Raw genomic sequence first — 18,705 nt, forward strand, 5'->3', positions numbered from 1 at the left:
AAAATAATGACAGGAAATTTTTTAGACGATTTAAAATATCAGTTCAGATACGGAGGGATTCACCTTCAGCTATTGTTTATCAACGTTGGTTTGTTTCTGTTGATCAACCTACTCTTTCTATTGGATACACTCTTTATGACCTCCGGAATATTTGGTCGTATAGTCGATCTTTTATTTGTTCTTCCTCCTGACTTTGCTTCTCTTCTATACAAACCCTGGACTTTATTCACCTATATGTTTGCCCACATCGGTCTTCTGCATATTCTGGGAAACATGATCTTTCTCTATTTCGGAGGACAGTTGTTCAGAAGTTTACTGGGAGAACGACGTTTATTATATACCTACCTTGTAGGAGGAATTGTGGGAGCCATTATTCAAATAGCTGCCAACGAATTTATTCCTTTCTTTATGCTGAGATCATCAACAGGAATGATTGGTGCTTCTGCTGCTGTAATGGCTGTTTTTATTGCCGTTGCCTTTTATCGCCCTAATGCAAAAGTACTTTTCTTCGGCATATTTCCTATATCGCTTATTGTACTGGCAATCATATTTATGGCTCTTGATTTTATAAATCTGGCTAAAGATGATAATGTAGGTCACCTTGCTCACCTTGGAGGTGCTCTTCTTGGTTACTTATCGGTCCAAAACGTTCATTCTTCTTCCAATTTTCTTTCAAAAATTGAAATCTGGGGAGACAGGAAATGGATGCAAATCCGAAATCTGTTCAAGCGAAAGCCACGAATGAAAGTATACAAAAACACGTCCAGAAGTAATCACGAATCGAAAAATACGAGAGTAAAAACAGACGAAGAGTTCTTAGCTGAGAAAAAAGCTAATCAGGCTCGAATTGATGCAATTTTGGACAAAATATCTAAAAAAGGATACGAAAGCCTGACGAAAGAAGAAAAGCAATTTCTATTTAAACAAAGTAAGGAATAAATGAGTGGAAAAAAGTTCAATCTGTTTTCGTTGGACACGCTTGTTCTGATCGTGTGGCTAGTTGCCACAGCTGCACTCTTTATTAGTTACGCCAGCTCCTATGCTGATCCCAGAAGCTTTTCTTTTGTACCGCTCTTTGGTCTGGCTTATCCGTTAATCATTTCAGCCAATCTGGTTCTTTTCCTTTATTGGCTTATAAGAAAAAGATGGAAACTGGTATTTACATCACTCGTATTTATCATCATCGGATTTCCTCTGCATTCGCGCTTCATTACATTTAGTAAATCTACGTCACCTTCTGAATCTGCAAACTCCTTACAGGTGATGAGTTATAATGTACGCTTGTTTGATGTGTACAATTGGTTGGAAAGAGGTACGGAAACACGTGACGACATTTATACATATCTCGAAAACAACCCTGTAGATGTACTTTGTTTTCAGGAGTTCTATTACGAGGAAAGTCCCGGTGAGTACAATACGATCCAAACAATCAGAAAACGCACGGGCTTGTCCAATAAGCATGGTCGTTATACTTCCGGATCTCACGGTAAAGCTCATTTTGGCGTCATTACTTTCAGTAGATATCCCATTATCAATTCAGGACATATCCTACTCAATTCGGTAGCGAGTAATCACTGTATTTATACAGATATTCAGAAAGATTCCGTTATTTTCCGTGTGTACAATCTGCATATAGGTAGTATACAAATACAGGATGATGAATACGATCTGTTCTCCGAAAAACCCAATAATCTTAAACTTGATAAAACAGAGCGAAGTAAACGTCTTGTAGGAAGATTACTATCTGCCTATACAAAGCGTATTGAACAAGTAGAAGTTATTCTTGAACACAGTAAGCAATCTCCTTATCCTGTGATTATTTGTGGTGATTTTAATGACACGCCTATCAGTTATGCATATAATCAGTTTCACAAGCATTATACGGATGCCTTTCTAACTTCTGGAAACGGAATCGGGACAACGTACACAGGAAAAATTCCTGCCAATCGCATCGATTTTATCTTTTATGACACCAGCTTTCATGCTACTGATTTCAAAATTCAAGAAGAAATTTTATCGGATCACCGGGCTATACAATCAACTCTCGAGATACGATCATTAAATTCCGGTGGAGAGTAATTCGAAAAGATTCAGTAAACTCAATAAAAACCAAAGAGAATTAACCGTAAAGAAGGGTTGGGGAAGTTGTTCGTCTTCAAAAAAGAAGTAGTTCATGAGCAGTGCCATTCCTCCGACCAAATACACAGTAATTTCAGGTGCAAATACTGTCTCTAAAAACAGACTGGTCACAAAAACAGTACTTACCAAAAAGAAGACCAAAAACCATACTTTAGATCGTCGTAAATAATACAGTTGGGTTAGCAGGGACAGAACGAGGAAAGAAACCCCAACAAGACGGACAATATGATATATACGGCTATCAAACCAGGTACTCAACTCTTCAAAATTGAGCAAAAATGCCATAAACCATTGATCATTAAACAGATTGGTTGTTGCATATACGGCAAATGAGAGAAGCCCCAGATTAACCTTTTTATTCTTCAGTAAACTTTTGATAAACAGGGAATCTGCAATCAAAAACAAAAGAGTTGCATTCAGGAGAAACGGAGCAATAAAAACTTCTGTTGTCAGGTACTGTGTAGCACCAAACACAGCATACATTAACGCAACAGCTACTATTATCCTACTCTCAAATGACATTCATTTTAGTCTTCGGAGGAAATCCCCAATGCTTCGTAGATATAGTCAAATGTGGATAGTATCACCGGTTTTCCATCAACTACAGCAACATCGTGCTCAAAATGTGCCGAAGGCCGACCATCCTGCGTAACGATTGTCCAATTGTCATCCAGTTGACTAACACGGTGCGTCCCCATATTTATCATCGGCTCAATAGCAATTGTCAGTCCATTCTGGATTTTTTTACCCCGCCCACGTCTTCCATAATTCGGAATCTGTGGATCTTCGTGCATCGTTTTACCAATTCCGTGTCCAACCAGCTCTCTGACTACACCGTAGCCATGCTTTTCTGCGTGCTGCTGAATCGCATAACCAATATCTTCAATTCGATTTCCAACTTTCGCTTCAGCAATTCCAAGATAAAGGCACTCTTTTGTTACTTTGAGTAACATTTTAATCTCTGGCTTTACCTCTCCTACTTCAAATGTATAGGCATGGTCTCCGTAGTATCCATTTAACTTTGCTCCGCAATCAACGGAAACAATATCACCATCCTGAAGAGGTCTGTCCGTAGGCAATCCATGTACTACAGCTTCATTCACAGATGTCAATAGTGTAGAAGGGCAACCATACAACCCTTTAAACCCGGGGATAGCACCTTGAGAACGGATATACTCTTCTGCCATTTCATCCAGCTTTTTCGGAGTTACTCCCGGCTTGATTTCTTTTGCCAGCATACCCAATGTACGCGACACCACAAGGGCCGCCTGACGCATTAGTTCTATTTCCTCTTCAGTCTTGTAAATAATCATAATTTAATAAAAAAGGGCCGGTAAAACCGACCCTGCAAAAATACATAAAATAAACTTATGCCAGAACTTCTTTCACTTTGTCTGCCGCTTCCTGAAGCAAAACAGCTGAATGAACATTCAATCCTGACTCGTCAATTAATTTCTTCGCTTCTTCCGCATTTGTTCCCTGTAGACGAACGATGATCGGAACAGGAATTGATCCCATATTTTTATAGGCATCAACTACCCCTTGCGCTACACGATCACATCTAACAATTCCTCCGAAAATGTTGATCAAGATCGCTTTTACATTTGGATCTTTCAAAATAATGCGGAATGCTTTTTCAACACGTTCTGCGTTAGCTGTACCTCCTACATCAAGGAAGTTTGCCGGGCTACCTCCTGAATATTTAATAATATCCATCGTTGCCATTGCAAGACCAGCTCCATTAACCATACATCCAACGTTTCCGTCAAGTTTCACATAGTTAAGTCCAGCCTCTCCTGCTTCAACTTCTGTCGGATCTTCCTCTGTTTTATCACGCATCGCTGCGTAATCAGGGTGTCTGAACAATGAATTTTCATCAAGTGTAACCTTCGCGTCAACCGCGATAATTTTATTATCGGAAGTCTTTAACACCGGGTTAATTTCAAACATAGAAGCATCACAACCAACATACGCATTGTAAAGAGCCACAACAAATTTTGTCATTTCTTTAAATGCCTGTCCTGAAAGTCCAAGGTTGAAAGCAATACGACGCGCCTGGAATCCCTGAAGACCTACACGCGGATCGATTTCTTCCGTAAAGATAAGATGAGGTGTTTTTTCAGCAACAGCCTCAATATCCATTCCTCCTTCAGTGGAGTACATGATAATATTACGTCCTCGCTCACGGTTCATCAACACCGACATATAAATTTCTGACGGCTCTGATTCTCCCGGATAGTATACATCCTGAGCGATCAATACTTTATTTACTTTTTTACCTTCGGCAGATGTCTGCGCTGTTACAAGATGACCACCAAGGATGCCTTTTACTTTTTCCTCTACGTGCTCAAGGCCTTTCGCCAAAACCACCCCGTTTGATTGTGTTTCGGTAACAATACCTTTACCACGACCACCTGCGTGAATCTGTGCTTTTACTACATACCATGAAGTACCGGTTTCTTCAGTCAGTTTTTCAGCTGCAGCTACTGCTTCAGCAGCATTATCCACAACAATTCCTTCCTGAATCCCTACTCCAAAGCTCTTCAGAATTGATTTTCCTTGATATTCGTGTAAATTCATTATTTTATTTTTTGACGTGCTAAAAGTAGCGGTAATATTGCTAAAATTCAAAGAAAAGCGCTATCAATTTTCCACAAACTTTAAACACAATACTGAATTAATTTTAAATTAACTTTTCGGTTGCTGCTTTACTATCTTCCTGCTTCTTTAACTGTTCCCAGATTTTATCTGCTGCTGCTGAAAGTGCATTTTCTTCCTCTTTCTGAGCCTCTTCCAAAACGGATGGATCCTGAAAATAAGTAGCAACAAAATTAGTATCAAAGTTTCCGCTTCTGAATGCAGGATGTTTCATTACATATTTACCGAAATTCAATGTCGTTGTTACTCCACTGATCTGGAAGTCTTCTATGGCTTCAATCATTTTCTCAATAGCAATGCCTCTCGTTTCCCCCCAGACACAAAGTTTACCGATCATAGGATCATAATAAATAGGTATGTCCATTCCTTCTGCGAAACCATGGTCATAACGTATATTCTCTCCTACCGGTGGTCGGTAACGTCTCAGATGACCTATATTAGGCAGGAAGTTATTAGCAGCATCTTCTGCATAAAGCCTAAGCTCAATGGAATGCCCGTTGATTTGTAACTCATCCTGACGCAGCGGCAATTCCTTTCCATCTGCCACACGAATCTGCCACTCCACCAGATCTTGCCCGGTTATCATTTCTGTCACAGGGTGTTCAACCTGTAAACGCGTATTCATCTCCAGAAAATAAAATTCCATATTGGCATCCAGAAGAAATTCAACAGTTCCGGCTCCTTCATAATTACATGCACGTGCAACATCACATGCTGCCTGTCCCATTTGCTGTCGTAATTCTTCAGTGAGTATGGAACTTGGTGCTTCCTCAACGACTTTTTGGTGTCTCCTCTGGATACTACACTCTCTTTCGAACAGATGTACAACATTCCCATGTTGATCTGCAAAAACCTGAATTTCGATGTGCCTTGGTGAAGTCACAAATTTTTCAATAAAAACAGCATCATCACCGAAAGAAGACCGGGCTTCGGATTGTGCAAGCGCCATTTTTTCGACAAACTCTTCAGAAGCATCTACCAGACGCATTCCTTTTCCACCACCTCCGGCTGAAGCTTTTATCAATACCGGGTACCCGATTCCATCTGCAATTTTACGTCCTTCTTCGGGATCTGAAATAGCATATTCTGTACCTGGTACCAACGGGACATTATAATTCATAACCGTTGCTTTCGCTTCCAGCTTACTTCCCATCAAACGAATTGCTTCAGGTGAAGGTCCGATAAATTTCACTCCTATTTCAGTGACACGCTCAGCAAACTCTGCATTCTCGGATAAAAAGCCATATCCTGGATGAACTCCATCACAACCTGTTTCCCGGATTATTTCCAATAGTTTTTCCTGATTCAAATAACTTTCAGAAGAGGGAGCTGGTCCAACACAATATGCTTCATCTGCCTCAAAAACAAACGGTGCATCACTGTCCGCTTCGGAATAAACGGCTACCGACTGAATCTGGAGCCGTTTACATGTACGAATTATTCTTCTTGCTATCTCTCCTCTATTTGCTATCAGTATCTTCTTCATCTTCCTGTTTTCCTTTTTCTTTATTAAGATATTCCGCCGGAATCGGCACTTCCTGGTTTTTCTTTTGTCCTAAAAACCTACGCTTATCAATCGGTCGGAAAATATCTAATCCGTACTGTATTAATTTAAAATCTTCAATATTACGGAATGATTCCTGGTAATGCAAACCAACCCCCTGGGTGAATAAACCAAGGTTTTTGTTCTGAATAACACTGTACTGATTGGATTCATTGAAAACGTTTACCCTGAATGTCCCCGATGTATTCAGTTTGTATTCCAAATTCACATCCCCGATAAAGTTGTTGGCAGCTCCTTCCTCCTGCCCGGCACGTACCTGGTTCACACCAAAACTTCCTGAAATAATTAACCGGTCATCCAGAAAACCTTTGGAAACTCCAAATTCATAGGTACTTTCCTGCGTAAACTGATCCGCATCCATCTTTACCCGCAATTTATAATCCTGCGAAACCTGATCCAGAATCGAGTTAATTTGATTCGATACAATCTCCAAAGCAGCATTATTAGCGGTCGTATTCTGCCCCTTGATCGGTTGGAATTTCCGGAACAACAATAAAGAGAAAAACTGTCTGTTCAATTCATCTTCATCTCCTCTGATCCGGTTAATAGTGGCTTTTCCGTATTCCGGTGCCTTTGGTGCTGCAATATCAAAAGTAATCAGTGGTTTTTCAAGTGATTCTTTCAGGTCAAGGTAACAATAGATTTCATCTTTTACTCCGGTTCTCTCCACATCCATCATGTCATTAACCACCTCTGAGATATTGGCATTAACCAAATAATAGGTTCGCAAATTCAAATTGGCATCATAAGGATCCCCTGTCCACTGAACTGTCCCCCCTTCTTCGATAAAGAAATTTTTCTTAATCGGTCCCATCGCAAAGTTATACTCTCCGCTCTTCACCCTGTACGTCCCTTCTATGGAAAGCTCATTATACTCATCCAGACGAATACTCATGGGACCTGAACCTGTTGCTGTTATCTCATCTCCCAGATTTTCATTGAAAATAATTTTCACCTGTGCATTATCCTGTACATCAAAGTTCAAGTCCAGCGATACTCCTGTAAAATCAATCTGGTCTTTGATGTCCATGTCCAAAGAGTCTCCTTTCTTTACAAAAGTTATAAAACCGTCTTCCTGTATATCTCCCCGTCCATACATAGGGAAGTTAATCCATGTTCCACGTTCAGTTCTCGCGTTTACTGCAACTTCCAAATTATTCAGGTAACCAAAAATGTTCGCTGTCCCCGTAACATAAGCCTTTCCGTAATAAGGCTCCCCTTCTTTGTAAGCTGTATTCAATACCATGAACTTCTTAAGAGGCACTTCTTTCCAGGGTTCAAACGGATCTCTTTTCAATCCGTCTGTCTCCAGATTTATCGATACATCGAAGTTCCAGTCTTTAAAATTCTCATGAAAAATAGATCCGGTAAGACTTCCGGTATTCCCTTCTTCATCTGTAAGGGGAAGAGCAGGCATAAGAAAACCATATTCATCTGCCAGGACATCTCCCTGTACCTGGTAATCTGTTCCTAATAATCCTATTTTAGCTCCGGCACCTTTCAGTTTTACTCTTCCATCCAATTCCGGTTCCTCTATTGTTCCTTTTACGGCCAGTCTACCTGTTAATTTTCCCCGGATATTATCGACAACTTTCGGATCGAAGAATGCATTTACAAACGAAATATCCGTTTCATTGAAAACAAGATCTGCCCGTAAACTACTGTCTTTTCTGGCAATATAATACTCTCCATCAAAACCGACGGATTGCAAATCTTTATAAAACAGTGTCCCGGAAAGATCAAATCGTTTTTGTTCATTATCGTAATTAGAATTCAGGTTGATATCTCCCACCTCGTTGTTGTCCAGAACCAGATCATCAATTCCCAGTTCTCCGAAAACTCCAACAGTATTGAAGACATCATTAACATACCCCCTACCATTGAGTAACCCCTCCATGTTTATCTTTCCTTCAAAAAGAGCATTGATATCCGATAGCTGAAAATCATTTATGAAAAAGTCGAGTTTGTCTTCAGGATTATCAGAAATACAACCACCAAATGAAACATATTGAAAGTCATGTTCCAACGTTAGATTATCTACAATAATATTATACGGTGCATAATGGATATAGGCAGAATCTTCGAATCGCCACAATTGATTCTTCATATAAAATTCACCCGATTCAATTAAAACAATGATATCATCCGGACTTGGGAGAGTTGTTTCCCATTGAATATTACCGTGTTTTGTAGAGGTTGTATCCCCCCAGTACAAATCCGAATCTAATCGGTTGTTGGTTCCATTGGTTTCAAAATCAATATGTGTGAAGCTCAAACTATCGTTAAACTTATACTCTGCAATATCATACTTGGCATAAATCATCCCTTCCTTTACGTCATGAATCAGTGTGACATCCTTCACTTCCATCTCGTTGTAAGAGATCCTGTCTGCAAAGAAATTCAGATCAAAATAGTTCTCTGCTCCGTTATACTTCCCACTAATAAACGTATTTTCGGACAGTGAAAAGCCCGGAGTCAGAACATCGAAAATAGGTCTCGCTTCTTTGATCATAATCTGATAACCAAAATTATTCTCTACTTTCCTTACCTGTTCTTTTTTCTGTAAATTCAGGAATGAAGGAAAAATAGTTGCAAACTGGTTTCTAAATGATTGGAGAAAATCGGAGAACTGCAATTTACCAATTACCAGGGCGTCCAGAACAGAAGAATTTATTTGCAAGGTATCTGACCCCGGAGTCCTTTTCGTATTTATCACAAAGTCATCTATCTCGAATGACTTTCCTCCCTGTTTAAAGTTTACTTCCCGCAACGAGACATTTCCTTCAAAATCATCTAATCCGAAACCAATAATATCTACATCAAGGACTGCTGAAAAGGAAGAACTGTCTTTTGCAACAAGGTTTAAGTGGTCCAGTTCAGCTTTAGCAACTGTTACTTCAAAGTCCATGTGTTGGTGTTTTCCGAATTCAATGGCTCCATCATACGTCAGTACAAGGTTCTCATCCTGAACTTCGACCACACCATCAAATTTATTGTCTTTTAAAGAGCCCTCCTTTACCTCTACCCCTGAATATGCATAATCTAAAAACTCAAATTTTCTAATCTTTCCCTGAATATCTGATAATTCAAACGTTTTATCCGAAAGCCCCTTTCCACTAAGGAAAAAATCACCTTCCAGTCTTCCAAAATCTTTCCTTCCTATAAATTTCCCCAAATCAAAAGAGACAATCCGCAAATCATACTCGCTGTATTCAGAATGATTGAAATAATACAGTTCTTCATCTTCATTATACGTAAACTGAATTCCGTACGGTAATTGTATTACCCCAACGTCTGCTCTTCCTTCATCCAACGAGACAGTAAAATCCTGAAGGGCTCCAAATAACCGAACATCTTCCAATTCAACTTTTCCCAGACTTTTCAACTGATCTGTCAGCGATATATACCTTGGTTCTCCGTCTTTATCCGGTAATCTAAATGCCCGCATATCTGCTGTTGAGGTTCGGAAATACTCAATTTCTTCATCAAATATTTCGTGTTCCAGACTTCTGAAGTCCGGTAATTTGACATCTCCACGCAAAATAGTCTCCTGCCCGGTCTCCAGATTCAGATGATCTATATTCAGGTTTTTGATTTTTTTCGTCACATCAGCTGAAATATATACCTCCTGATCCATTCCCCAAAGAGCAGGGGCAAAAAAAGCAACATCTTTCATCGACACAACTGCTCCTTCTAGTTTTGCGTTAAAATCTACGCTATCTACAAAGTTTTTAAAATTAGAGAATGATCCTGTTCGAAGTGTAAAATAGGGTAATTTCGCCCTTGTTTCTCGTGTTTGAATCATTAACTCTCCAATATGCAAACTATCCGGAGACACATCTGCATATCCTGAAAAGTCAGTCAACTCAAATCCAGATGAAGACCGAACCGCAAGGTGCACAATCTCTCCTATGAAATGCCCGTCCGGATTAGAAAAGTTACGCACATGTAAATTAATATCTCTGAAATCCATGTGGCTGTAATCCATTCCTTTTTCAAGGTAAGGTTTATAGGGCAAGTCATAAACAAAATGTATGTTTTTCAAAAACAGGTCTCCGACATTTAGCAACAGCGGATTCTTTTTCTCTTTTTTCGGTTTATCCGACTTAAAAAAGTCAACCAGGTACTGGTAATTAAATTTCTCATTTTCTCCGTACCGGATCAGCTTGACAATACCATCTGTCAGGACTACACTCTCAACATTAATTTCTTTGAATGAATAGTCTAACCGACCTAGATCAACACGAATCGAACGAATATCCGCCAGTGTATCTCCTTTTGAATCTTCTGCATACACTCCATCCAGATAAACCCTGTCGTACCAAACAATATCTATTTTATCGATACGTAATTCTTTCCCGGTCTTACCGGAGAGGTAAGCCGTCACTTTCTGCCCCAGGTAAGTCTGGAAAGAAGGAAAGCGAATTGCGAACATAAATAGTATAATGAAAATTAGTAGCCATTCGGAAACTATTCCCAAAAAGCGTCCTGTTATTTTCATTAATTTTGTCATCACACACCAAAGTTAATCAAAAGTTGAGCGAAAAAAGTGTAATTATTCTGGCAATTGAATCATCTTGTGATGATACCTCTGCTGCTATAATCAAAAATAAGACCATTTTATCAAATATCGTAGCCGGACAATCAGTTCATGAACAATATGGAGGAGTCGTTCCCGAATTAGCCTCCCGCGCTCATCAACAGAACATTGTCCCGGTAGTTGATACGGCTTTAAAAAAGGCGGGGATTTCTCCGGACGAAATTAATGCAATTGCCTTTACCAGAGGACCGGGACTTCTGGGGTCGTTACTTGTCGGAACTTCTTTTGCCAAGTCGATGGCTTTAGGATTGCAAATTCCACTGGTTGAAGTAAATCACATGCATGGGCATGTTCTGGCTCATTTTATTGAAGACGGGACTCCTTCTCCTGCATTTCCTTTTTTATGTTTGACAGTATCGGGAGGACATACACAGATTGTTCACGTAACTTCTCCAACTGAGATGAAGATCATTGGTGAAACGATTGATGATGCGGCAGGAGAAGCCTTTGACAAAACAGCAAAGATTCTCAACTTACCCTATCCGGGTGGTCCGTTGATTGACAAATATGCGCAAATGGGAAACCCCAAAGCATTCACGTTTTCCAAACCACGCATTGATGGTTATAATTTTAGTTTCAGCGGTTTAAAAACAAGCATTCTATATACGATTCAAAAGCTGGAAAAGGAACACCCGAATATCCGAAAAGAAGCTCTCTATGATATTTGTGCTTCCGTTCAGCATACAATTGTCGAAATTCTATTTGATAAACTTACGAAAGCTGCTACGGAGCTTGGTATAAAAGAAGTAGCTATTGCCGGAGGTGTTTCGGCTAATAGTTTACTAAGGAGTGAGTTGGAGCGTATAGGTAAAACGAAAGGGTGGAACACCTATATCCCTAGATTTGAATACTGTACAGACAATGCCGCCATGATTGGAATTGCCGGGTATTATGAGTACCTTCAGGGACGCTTTGCAGATCAATCAGTAGCCCCGCTTGCAAGACTGGCTTTTTGATTACATGAAAGAAACGACTATAAATAATGACTCGCGCTCAAATTTCCGCTTTCAGATTTTCATACTGATAGTCGGTATTTCATTATTGATTATTAAGACAATCGCGTGGTGGATCACGGATTCCGTTGCTATTTTTTCGGATGCTTTGGAGAGTATTGTGAATGTAATTGCTGCAATCATTACACTATATACACTTTACCTGACATCTCTTCCCCGTGATGCTAATCATCCCTATGGACATGGAAAGGCCGAATTTATTTCATCAGCTATCGAAGGAACGCTTATTTCCATTGCTGCATTACTGATTGGAGGGAAAGCTATTTACAATCTCTTTGAACCAACAGAAATACAGCATATTGATACGGGTTTAGCCTTAATTGTTTTATCAGGGCTGGTAAATTTCATCGCTGGTTACATGAGCATTAAAAAAGGAGAAAAAACACGATCTATAGCATTAATTGCAGGTGGAAAACACCTCATCGTTGACACTTACTCTACCATTGGGATCGTAGGTGCTTTAATTACTGTCCGGTTACTGGGATGGCTTTGGATTGACCCGGTTATTTCTTTGGTTATTGCCTTTGTTATTGGCCGAACCGGATATACAATCATTCGAAAATCACTGGCAGGGATGATGGATGAAGCAGACGGTGAACTGCTACAGGAAGTTGTTGATCATATTTGCTCTAATCGTAAGACCGACTGGATTGACATCCATAATCTTCGCATTATAAAATATGGCTCGGTACTTCATGTCGATTGCCATCTTACCGTTCCTTATTATTACGATGTGGAGAAAGGGCATGACCTTGTTGACGAACTCGAAGGTAGTACCCGGACAAAATTTGGCGAATCGGTAGAGCTTTTTGTTCATGTCGATCCCTGCAAAGCACATTCATGTCCGCTTTGTGCGATAGAAGACTGCCCCGTGCGACAAGCTCCGTTTGTCAAAAGAATCAACTGGAACGTAGAAAATATTTCTAAGAATAAACAACATACACTGGAAAGCACACAATGAAACGAATCGGTGTTTTATCGGATACGCATAGTTACCTTGATCCCAAAATCTTTGCACACTTCAAGGATGTTGATGAAATCTGGCATGCAGGTGATATTGGGGACATCAAAGTATTAGATGAGTTAAGAGCCTTTAAACCGACACGCGCTGTATTTGGAAATATCGACAATCATGTTATCCGGTCGGAAGCTCCGGAATTTTCAATTTTCAATTGTGAGAATAAAAAAATCATGATTACTCATATCGCCGGAAAACCCGGTAAGTATTCAAAACCTCTTTACGAAAAACTACAAACAGAACATCCTGACGTGGTCGTTTGTGGTCATTCACATATTCTCCTCGTTCAATATGACAACTATTCTAATCTTTTGTGGATAAATCCGGGAGCTTGCGGAATAAAAGGATTTCATTCTGCCCGAACCTTAATCCGATTTACTATTGATGGTGATAAAATAGAGAATTTTGAAGTGATTGAGTTGGGAAAGCGGATCTAAAACAGCTCCTATTTCAGAATATGAAAATAGGTATTTTCATGTGTCGCTTCCTTTTTACCCAAACAAACCAATAAGTCTTCCAACATGACATGGGGCTCTATGACTCCCTTCGAAAAGTAGTCATTCTCCGCTGTATTACAGAAAATCACTTTACCTTCCCGAACCGAACGAAACGAAGCATATACTTTATTTTCCCCCAGTAATTTTTCCATTGTATATCCGGGTTCTCTTTCGCTGATAATCACCCAATACTCAGCTTCAGCCAGGACAGAATATCCTTCTTCCATTGAAAGGACGACATTTCCGTCCTCTTTTCTGTCCGAAAAAACATACTCAAGTCCTGCATCTTTCATCAAATTAGCTGTAATTGAATTTCCAGATGGCATATTCCAGTGTTCACCAAAGGGGAGGTTTAATGCAACTGAAGCTGTTATTTCATTCTGTTGATTTTTCAGATAATCAGTTTCAATCTCCTCAAAAATGGTTTCTGCTTTTTCACTTCCGGTCAAAACACCAAAAAACTTCAGCCATTCTGCTCTTGCCAACGGTGTAGACTCAAGGTACTCGGTTATTAATACCGTTTTTATCCCCAGTCGGTGGAATCTTTCCACGTCTTTTTGTTCAAAAGGATATAAAAACAGAACATCCGGACCTAACCCCGCTATCCTCTCCATATTAAACCCATTATCTGAGCAAATTTCCTCAAGATGTTCTGCTTTATTCTTTTGTTCCTGGCTCAGGTATTTCTTTCCACAAATACCTGACAATTCGTCCACCTTTCCTAATCTTTCAAAAAAAGCAAAGTAAGTTGTTGATTGAATAGCCGTGCGCTCAAATGTATAGACAGGAAATGTTTGATCGGAATGTTTCAAATAACCGGAATCGGCAGTTTTACCATCAACCGGATATAGAATCTGAAACAACACCGTACTATCTGTTTCTTCAAAGCGAAATCCTTTTGCATGATGTATTTCTGGAAGTTCAATTCCGGTACTCTTATCTGTGACATGTTCTTCATTATTATGCCGAATACAGGCGAAAAAAAGTCCCGAAATCAAAAAAAACAATATACTACCTATCCTCATCATGCTGCTATTTTTCCTACCTACGTTTTAGTATTGCTTAATTAACTTAACTGTTTTTCTAAAATCAACACCTTCTACTTCTAACAAATATAAGCCTGCTTCTCCTTCTATAGTTGTAGAGAATACATTAGCTGAAGCAACCGTTTCTTCCACCATAACTTTTCCACTTAAATCCAGTAAACGAATCATTGTAACCGGAGTATCATTCTCCCAGGTTACAACTATCTTGTCAGTAAACGGATTCGGATAAACTGCAACAGCAGTAGTAGTTTCTTCTTCTATTCCTGCTCCCAATGACTCATGAATAACTCCTACTCCATCCAAATCAAAACCTCCTGAGTTAAATGGTGTTGGAAAAGGATCATTTACGGGGTTTCCCTGACTATCATACGTGGCATATTGAGGATCAATAGCTCCAACAACATCAATAATACGTACGTGTGTGATATTCTCAAGATCAATCCCTGTGGAATCTACCAAATCATTTAAATCAAATGGCGTACCATACCCTTGCTTATATTTACCTGCCAGGTTATGTATTTTTGTGGCATCTATACTTCCAAACCCACCTACTTGTGTGTCTGTTTGCGTAAGTGAAACCGCCGGGAAGCGAACAAAATGCCCGCCATCCGAACTAACTTCCACAAAAGCCAGTTCTAAGAATGTTTCAGAGAATGAATTTTCAAATACGCAGAAATCATAACCTTCCCCATTACGAATAGGATTTTCAAATGTTAACGTCGCGATTCCTCCATCTCCCAATGAGACAATATTGGATGAATTTCCTTCCGCTACACCCATAGCCTCCTCCGCAGTCCCAAACGATGCATAACTATTCCCCTCATATTCTGCTGAAGGATCTCCTATATTAATTAATCCTCTCTCTATCTCAGCACCTGTAGCCCAGGCAATAATTGCTGATGAATCTTTATGTATAGCTGTCGTACCAACCTGTCCGGCCGGAGGTGCATATTGTGCCGAAATTGAATAAAGAGAAAAAATAAAAAATCCTGTAATTACTTGTTTCATTTGTTTAATTTATTGTTGTGGAATATATATGGTTTTATTTGGGTTTAAGCCACTTGTGTATTCAAACAGCAAATTCCCTTCTAAATCAATTATAACTACTTTCCCCTGATGAATGTATTGTTTGGCATCATTGAGTGCTAAAACACCCTGACCTGCTATCTGCATATAACGAATACCATAGAGTGTCTGAATAGACAGGTTTTCGATGATATCATCCTGTTCTACAGCCAGCGTCTGAGGATGCATGACCATGAGCTTTGATGTACCCAGAGAGCTGTTGTACTGTGCCAGATACAACTTTCCGGCAGCAAATGTCATCGCTGCTCCCGTACCCAGTTCAACCTCCGCTTCGATTTCCAGTGTTTGCAAATTAAGTCGGATAAGACGTGCCGGTATCATAGCATAATCACCTCTCGTCATGACAAACAGATTTCCGTTATGGTCTTCTGTAATACTTCCCGGGTTCCGACCGACTTTAATTCTGGCTACTTCGTTCAGTTCGGGTAATTGAAACACACTAATCGTGCTATCTCCGGTTGATGTAAGCCCCCCTGAATTTGCAACAATCAAGTGATCTCCCGAACAATGAACAGCATCCGGATTTGTTCCTGCCTGAGCAATCTGTTGAATAGAAATTGTGGTCGTATCAATTTTGAAAATTGAACCATCAAATGCAGATATATAAGCATGATCCTGATAAAAAGCTATGTGACGAGGAGAACTTCCCGAGTTATTATTACTTAACGTCAACCGTGCAATCACCTCCCCGTTTCTTTTATTCAAGACATGCAAAGTATGTGAGTTATTAACTACTACATAGATCTTATCCCCGTAAAGCGCGATATCATTCCCTGTATCACCCAGCCCCATTCCTGTTTTCTGTTCAAATACATGGTGGTAGACTTTTTTGCTATACAGATCATACCAGGTAAGTGTCGAGTTGTTTTGTTGGAATAAACCTTCATTTATTGTAAGTAGCCCATTCTCCAGTGACTCCGGGATTTCCAATGGTGTATCAGTAGGTTTTTTGCAGGAAATCACTACTAAAAGGATCAGTATACCTAATCCTCCACAAAGCATTTTATATCGTATGCTAAGACTTACCATTCCATCCCATTTTAAGTCCTATTTCATAATTTCTTCCCGGCATAGGAAAGCTTCTCATAACCTGATATTGTTCATCAAACAAGTTATTCACTTTACCATAAATCCGAAGCCGGACTCTTTTCATCTTAATCTCTCCTGATAAACGAATACTATGTAACCAGTATTCATCTAAAACATTGGCAGCAATATTCTCTCCCAAAACAAAGCGAAAATCATAGTATCCTACTTCGTAAGATAATTGAAGAAACTTCCAGTCTGCCACCAGTTCTCCTGAATAATTCCAATACGGTGTATAAGGAATTTGATGACCGTATGTCGCTGTATTCTTATCCGTAATATCACGGGATACATTCAGCGATGTTTTCTGAATCAATTGTCCTCCGAAACGATCATTCCGGCTTCTTTTACTAACAGATATTGACGCATCAAATCCGTAACTAATTACCTGACCAATGTTCCGAACAGACCATACAAATAAATTTTGTGTTGGAATGGTAACAATCTTATCCGAGATTTGTCCTATAAAACCATCCGCAACGATTTCTGCTGAAAAACCTCTGTTCATTCCTGACTGCCAACTCATTCCTAAATTAAACATTCTACTTTTTTCAGGTCTGAGATTTGTATTTCCTATTTGGCCAAAAAACAACTCATTAAAATTCGCAACACGCGCCGATTGTCCCAAAGACAACCGGTAAGCCAGAATACTCTTCTTCACAACCATTCGATAGTTTACCCCTAAAGAAGGTGTAAAAACAGGTGTATTACGCCAATTACTATCGATATGATTTCTTTCGGTCAATACCTGAACAGGAAGATCGACTCTCACTATCCACTTTCCGGGCTTCCATCTCATCCCGGCTGAGATCAGGCTTCGATGACGGCGGGGTTGTTTTACCGCATCTGTATTTCCATCCAATGCGCCATAAATATACTGTACTCCCCAATTAACAGAACTATTTTTACTTAACTCAAGCCCAGCACTGTGACTTACATCTAACGTTCTTTCTTCATACCTCTCTCTTGATTCTCCACCCAGCGCAAATGGATTTCTGTAATCCGTAGATTGTAGTCCATAATTGACATAATTCTGCGACTTTATACGTTTTCGAATCAGCTGGTATTTTATATTTCCTGCTAGATTAGAGGTAAGTAAGGTCTGAAAATTCTCCGGCTGATAAAATACAATTGCTCCAGGTAATACCTTATCACTTCTGTAATACTGAACTCCTGCCTGAAGCAGCTGTCCCGGTTTAAACGCAATACCTCCTCCCAGACGAATCTGTCCTTCCTGAATTGAGTTATTATTCCGGGTGTCTTCTATTGTTGTCAGTCCATTCTCGTAGGAAAACGGATAATTTCCGCCAAAGAACATTCCATACCCGTTAGCAGATACAAAATATTTTTTTCCTGAAAAACTGGTATTTACGGACCACTTATGTCTGTTAAAAGAACCATACAGTCCACTCACTTCTACCTTACTTCGATTCGGGATAAACATATAATCTGTCGTAAACACCTGCATAACTCCACCATGGGTTTTAGCCAGTACGGGAATCCCCCATTCGTCTGCCCCCCCCATAGAAAACTTAACCGCTTCTATAAAATCGGCTTGAATATTACCAAGATTTGTGCTCCCATTCTGGTGGAACATAGCCGGCATTCCATTTGTAAGAACAAGAAAATGCTGAGACCCTAACCCTCTTGCATTCATTGTCTTTAAACCACCCACTCCACCATAAGAACGCAAAAAAACTCCGGGAAAAGCACGTGTTATCTCTCCGAGATCATCCGGTCTTTTTCGTTCTATCTCTTCACGCGTCACCAAAGCTCCGGAGACTGTTGATTGCAGTTGAGGAACGGTTAGTATAGAGTCTTTATGTAAAATTTCTACCTCATGAAATACTTTTCCATTCAAGGTGTCAGGCTGAGCAAACAGAAGTCCTGATGAGAATAACATGGTAAAAATAAAATATCCCCAAAGCAAATAACCGGAAGAATTACTCATTTGCTTCACATTATTAACTACTTTGGGGATATCAACCATATTACAAA

Annotated in this window: 14 protein-coding genes; 5 read left to right on the forward strand and 9 right to left on the reverse strand. The window is 39.7% G+C overall.

The annotated features are described in order from the left end of the window. Window positions 1–6 precede the first annotated feature (6 nt). Both ABDZ97_RS13280 and ABDZ97_RS13285 read left to right on the forward strand, forming a co-directional pair. Window positions 7–939 (forward strand): rhomboid family intramembrane serine protease, encoded by a 933-nt coding sequence (locus tag ABDZ97_RS13280; protein ID WP_343788504.1) that lies wholly within the window; start codon window positions 7–9, stop codon window positions 937–939. Beyond that, window positions 940–2,079 (forward strand): endonuclease/exonuclease/phosphatase family protein, encoded by a 1,140-nt coding sequence (locus ABDZ97_RS13285; RefSeq protein WP_343788507.1) that lies wholly within the window; start codon window positions 940–942, stop codon window positions 2,077–2,079. It begins immediately after the preceding gene. On the opposite strand, the gene ABDZ97_RS13290 is transcribed toward ABDZ97_RS13285, so the two are convergent. The 5 genes from ABDZ97_RS13290 to ABDZ97_RS13310 form a co-directional block, all read right to left on the reverse strand. Continuing rightward, complete coding sequence (locus tag ABDZ97_RS13290) at window positions 2,059–2,661, reverse strand: hypothetical protein (RefSeq protein ID WP_343788510.1); 603 nt, start codon at window positions 2,659–2,661, stop codon at window positions 2,059–2,061. The genes ABDZ97_RS13285 and ABDZ97_RS13290 overlap by 21 nt on opposite strands. A 5-nt stretch (window positions 2,662–2,666) precedes the next feature. Then, the gene (map, locus tag ABDZ97_RS13295) at window positions 2,667–3,452 is read right to left on the reverse strand and encodes a type I methionyl aminopeptidase (RefSeq protein WP_343788513.1); all 786 of its coding nucleotides are present in this window, start codon (window positions 3,450–3,452) and stop codon (window positions 2,667–2,669) included. A 55-nt stretch (window positions 3,453–3,507) separates the two neighbouring features. Further along, window positions 3,508–4,719, reverse strand: a complete 1,212-nt coding sequence (gene sucC, locus ABDZ97_RS13300) for an ADP-forming succinate--CoA ligase subunit beta (protein ID WP_343788516.1) — start codon at window positions 4,717–4,719, stop codon at window positions 3,508–3,510. A 103-nt stretch (window positions 4,720–4,822) separates the two neighbouring features. Beyond that, on the reverse strand, window positions 4,823–6,283 hold the full coding sequence (locus ABDZ97_RS13305; RefSeq protein WP_343788520.1) for an acetyl-CoA carboxylase biotin carboxylase subunit: 1,461 nt from the start codon (window positions 6,281–6,283) through the stop codon (window positions 4,823–4,825). After that, on the reverse strand, window positions 6,258–10,874 hold the full coding sequence (locus ABDZ97_RS13310) for a translocation/assembly module TamB domain-containing protein (RefSeq protein WP_343788524.1): 4,617 nt from the start codon (window positions 10,872–10,874) through the stop codon (window positions 6,258–6,260). Before ABDZ97_RS13310 ends, ABDZ97_RS13305 begins: the two co-directional genes overlap by 26 nt. Window positions 10,875–10,897: 23 nt before the next feature. On the opposite strand from ABDZ97_RS13310, the gene tsaD reads away from it, so the two are divergent. Genes tsaD through ABDZ97_RS13325 form a run of 3 tightly spaced genes read left to right on the forward strand, consistent with a single transcriptional unit; the run spans window position 10,898 to window position 13,429 of the window. Next, the gene (tsaD, locus tag ABDZ97_RS13315) at window positions 10,898–11,917 is read left to right on the forward strand and encodes a tRNA (adenosine(37)-N6)-threonylcarbamoyltransferase complex transferase subunit TsaD (RefSeq protein ID WP_343788527.1); all 1,020 of its coding nucleotides are present in this window, start codon (window positions 10,898–10,900) and stop codon (window positions 11,915–11,917) included. Window positions 11,918–11,921: 4 nt separating this feature from the next. Further along, window positions 11,922–12,935, forward strand: a complete 1,014-nt coding sequence (locus ABDZ97_RS13320; RefSeq protein ID WP_343788530.1) for a cation diffusion facilitator family transporter — start codon at window positions 11,922–11,924, stop codon at window positions 12,933–12,935. Beyond that, a complete protein-coding gene (locus tag ABDZ97_RS13325; RefSeq protein ID WP_343788533.1) occupies window positions 12,932–13,429 on the forward strand; it encodes a metallophosphoesterase family protein in 498 nt (165 codons plus the stop codon). Before ABDZ97_RS13320 ends, ABDZ97_RS13325 begins: the two co-directional genes overlap by 4 nt. Window positions 13,430–13,437: 8 nt before the next feature. Here ABDZ97_RS13325 and ABDZ97_RS13330 read toward each other — a convergent pair whose 3' ends face one another. Genes ABDZ97_RS13330 through ABDZ97_RS13345 form a run of 4 tightly spaced genes read right to left on the reverse strand, consistent with a single transcriptional unit; the run spans window position 13,438 to window position 18,697 of the window. Then, complete coding sequence (locus ABDZ97_RS13330; protein ID WP_343788536.1) at window positions 13,438–14,517, reverse strand: ABC transporter substrate-binding protein; 1,080 nt, start codon at window positions 14,515–14,517, stop codon at window positions 13,438–13,440. A gap of 24 nt (window positions 14,518–14,541) precedes the next feature. After that, the gene (locus tag ABDZ97_RS13335; protein ID WP_343788539.1) at window positions 14,542–15,543 is read right to left on the reverse strand and encodes a T9SS type A sorting domain-containing protein; all 1,002 of its coding nucleotides are present in this window, start codon (window positions 15,541–15,543) and stop codon (window positions 14,542–14,544) included. Between the two features lie 9 nt (window positions 15,544–15,552). Next, window positions 15,553–16,650, reverse strand: a complete 1,098-nt coding sequence (locus ABDZ97_RS13340) for a YncE family protein (protein ID WP_343788542.1) — start codon at window positions 16,648–16,650, stop codon at window positions 15,553–15,555. Beyond that, window positions 16,637–18,697, reverse strand: coding sequence for a TonB-dependent receptor (locus ABDZ97_RS13345; RefSeq protein WP_343788545.1), 2,061 nt, complete (start codon window positions 18,695–18,697; stop codon window positions 16,637–16,639). The genes ABDZ97_RS13340 and ABDZ97_RS13345 overlap by 14 nt, the downstream gene beginning before the upstream one ends. Window positions 18,698–18,705 lie beyond the last annotated feature (8 nt).

Source organism: Wandonia haliotis (assembly GCF_039523435.1).
Classification (GTDB): domain Bacteria; phylum Bacteroidota; class Bacteroidia; order Flavobacteriales_D; family Crocinitomicaceae; genus Wandonia; species Wandonia haliotis.